Consider the following 3,814-nt stretch of genomic DNA (forward strand, 5'->3'; position numbering starts at 1 on the left):
GCTTCACTTCCTGAATTAACAAAATAACAAACACTAAGTTTTTCTGGTAAAGTTGCGGTTAGTTTTTCTGCATATTCTGTAATCGCATCATTCAAATATCTCGTATTGGTATTTAAAGTTGCAATTTGCTTTTGCATTTTTCTAACAACAACGGGATGACAATGACCAACATGCGAAGGATTATTTACGCAATCAACAAAAGTTCTTCCTTTATCATCATATAAATATTGCAAAGCTCCTTTTACAATTTTTAGTTTGTCTTTGTAACCAATACTCAGGTTTCTGCCTATTTTCTTTTTTCTGATTTCAAGCAATTCTGAGTAATCATCATTTGTAATTAATCCTTCAAAACCACAAGCTTTTCTAAACGCATCTTGCGCCTTGATCGGGTTAATTTTTATTAGTTTATATAATAAATCCCAAGCTGGTTTTTCAGTAATAAAATGATGTTCGTTGTTACTGTCTAATGAAGCATTATAAGCCGATTGCGTTACGCTAATACAAAGTCTTCCTGCGATTAAATAATACAATAAATCTAATTCCTGCTCAGTAAGTGCATATGAATGATGATATCCTTCAACAATTTTTACCGCTACAGCCAATGGATCTTCTTCGTCTAACATTGCATAAGTACAGGCGATTGCCAAATTATTGACTAAAGCTGTATAAACCATATCACCAAAATCAATAAGTCCGCTCACGCGATTTCCCTGCACTAAAACATTATAATCGTTAGCATCGTTGTGAATATAAGCATGTCTCAATCGATGAATTTGCGGTGCTACTTCTGTGTCAAACTGCAATAAAAAATAACCTGCAATACGCCTTCTTTCGTGATTTAGAATGTGTTTCAAGTTATCGCCTGCTTCACTAGCTTTACTAATATCCCAAGTATAATTTCGGTGCATTGCAGGATGCGAAAAATCTGCCAAAGCACGATCCATGTTACCCAAAAACGAACCTAAATTATAATGCAATTCACTTGTTTTGTTCTTTTCATCTACCCAGAAAATGCCTTCTAAAAAGTTTAAAATTCGGATATAATAGGTTTGAGAATCTGTTACTATTTTTGTGAGCTCTTCTCCTTTTTTGTTGATGCAAAAATGCTGAAAACAATCTGAAATAGTGCTTTTTGTAAGATGTCTTATAATGGCCGCTTGCGCTTCTAAAAAAGGAAACGGATGACTTTCGTTGGATACTTTTAGAATGTATTTTTCATTTTTCTCATTTGATAAAAGAAAATTCAATTCATCATACCCGTTTAATGCTTTTACGGTTACGCTAAAACCGTAATGTTCTTTTACTAAATCTTGAATAATTGCTTCTGAAAAATTCATTGGTATTCTTTTAAAGTTGTTTTTTATTTTTTTTAGCCACGAATCACACGAATTGGCACTTTTTTTTTGCTTTCCTGCAAGGTCTTTTTCAGTCCTTGTAGGTATTAAAGATATCTATAAAACAGGATTTTTTCATTTTCATAACTATTCCTACAAGGTTTTGAAAACCTTGCAGAAATACGGTATGATTATTTCCAGATAACAGCCTGAGCTGGTTCTAATGGATTTTTGCCCACTAATATTTTACTTCCTGCGGGAATAGGCAGATTAATTGTTTCATTGGTATAATTTACCCCAACAAAAAAGCCGTCTCTCCATTCTACATAAACACCTTTTGGAAAGTTTTCGATGGCTACTTTTGCATTCTCATAAACTTTTCGAACAACTTCTCTTTCCAAATTTCCATCTTTACTTTCTGCTCCAATATAAGTAACGGTTCCTTTTCCTAGTTTTCTTGTAATTGCAGCTGCTTTTCCTTTGTAAAACTGATCGGCATAAGTGGCTAAAACTTCTGTACCTTGTTTCGGATTTAAGACATCTGCCCAAGCATTCCATTTGTAAGTATTGCTTCCAGCATTTACTGTTCCGTTTACATCTTCAACTAACATATCAAAAAACTCAACATCAGCTCCGATTAAAGGTACAATTGGCGCATTCCAATTCGCTTCAAAAAAATGTCCGTTTTTATCCTTCTGTCCTGTTCGACAAGAAAGAATTAAATTTCCTCCATTTTCAACATATTTTGTCCATTTGTTAACCAACTTTTGATCAACTAATTGATACGCAGGCGCCACAATAAATGGATAAGCCGAAAAATCGCTTTCTTCTGTAATAAAATCCATTGGTGCGCCTGTTGATTTTATTGCCGAAGTGTACGTATTTCTATGTCTCCATGTATTCCAGAATTCAGTTTGCTTTTGGTTTTCCAAATCCCAAAGATTTTCATGGCTCCATAAAAATCCTGTTTTCCTTTTTGCAATTTCCTGCGGAATCACCGCTTTTGGATTGTATTCTTTACGAAGCAATTTCATGTCTTCGATTGACTGTACAAACTCTTTTCCTCCTGTTGATAGAGTTACTCCATCAGTTCCAACAATTCCATCATGATACATTTCGCTGCTTCCTAAAGGATGTCTGTATCTGTAAGTACAAGTAAATGAACAACCTCCTCCAAAAGCCTGAGAAATCCACATGTGAACAGTTCCTGGAAGCAATTGCGGATTAATACTTGCCCAGTTTACTTGTCCTGGCTGCATTTCCATAACTCCAGTAACGCCATTTATAGATCGATAATAATCATTGGCTTCCATGATTTTGTTTGGAGATCCCATTCTGAAATTCTGTCCTCCTAACGTATTTCTTCCGCTAACTGGATACATTGTATAAGTGGCAAAATCCATTTTATCTGTTCTTCTTGGATCTGCACCATACACTACATTGGTATAATTTGTTGTTACCCATTGTTTCGGATCGATATATTTTCGAAGTGTTTCGGCTTGCAGATTTAAATATTCTGCTTGCGAATCTGCCGTATATCTTTTGAAATCCAAAACAGCGTGCGGACTAAGTTTGTCTTCAGAATAAATCTCCGCATTTGGAATTGCAATCTGTTCAAAATTATTATATCTGATACTCCAGAAACTAGCTACCCATTCGGTATTCAATTTTTCGATTGTTCCGTATTTGGCTTTAAGCCATTTCTGAAATCCTTTTTGCGCCGAAGGACTAAAATCGTCTGGTGCGCCAGGTTCATTATCTACTTGCCAGCCTATGATATTTTTATTTTTTCCGTATCTTTTTCCTAATTCAGAAACAATTTTTTCTACAAATTCTCTGTATTTTTCATTAGATACAGATTGATTCGCTCTATTTCCATGTTCTCTTCTGCGTCCACTTGCATCGACTAGATAAATCTCAGGATATTTTTCTCCCATCCAAGCAGGAGGTGTTGGCGTAGGCGTGCAAAGAATTACTTTTAGACCTGCTTTTTCTGCAATTGCCAAAGCATCATCTAGCCATTTGAAATCGTATTTTCCTTCTTCAGGCTCCATAAAAGTCCATGCAAATTCGGCAAAATGCGTAAACTCAAATCCTAATTTTTTAATATTTTTTAAATCGCGTTCCCATTGGTCTCTCGGCCATTGTTCCGGATAATAATAAACCCCAATTTGCATTAAATCTGCCTTTGAGAAAAAACGTTGCGGATCTTTATTTTCTGAAACTGCATTTTTTTTGTTTTGAGCAATAAGAGGAATTGAATGACAGCTTGCAACAAGCAATCCTGCCATTATTAATTTTGTGAAAGATATATTGTAGTTAAACATATTTTATAGTTTTGGTATTAATGAAATTTCGGATGTTTATTTATCCTCCAAAAGCAGCATTAAATAATGCGATGCAGACCAGCTAAAATTAAAAGCTTCTAATCCTTTTCCTGTAACGGGCTGATAATTTTCTCTAATAGAAGTTCCTTTATC

The 3,814-nt window shown here is 34.8% G+C and carries 2 protein-coding genes; both read right to left on the minus strand.

Features of this window, described 5'->3' with window-relative positions; all coding sequences use genetic code 11:
- Positions 1 to 1,337 (minus strand): aminotransferase class III-fold pyridoxal phosphate-dependent enzyme (locus tag B3J44_RS02070; protein WP_286965386.1); only part of this gene is annotated, 1,337 nt, incomplete at its 3' end.
- A gap of 188 nt (positions 1,338 to 1,525) precedes the next feature.
- Positions 1,526 to 3,661, minus strand: coding sequence for a beta-galactosidase (locus B3J44_RS02075; protein WP_286965387.1), 2,136 nt, complete (start codon positions 3,659 to 3,661; stop codon positions 1,526 to 1,528).
- Positions 3,662 to 3,814 lie beyond the last annotated feature (153 nt).

This window comes from Flavobacterium sp. UBA4854 (genome assembly GCF_002399805.1).
GTDB classification, from domain to species: domain Bacteria; phylum Bacteroidota; class Bacteroidia; order Flavobacteriales; family Flavobacteriaceae; genus Flavobacterium; species Flavobacterium ginsengisoli.

Coding starts and splice junctions, on each gene's coding strand:
- B3J44_RS02075 (WP_286965387.1), bottom strand. CDS start 3,661: ATGTTTAACTACAATATATCTTTCACAAAATTAATAATGGCAGGATTG.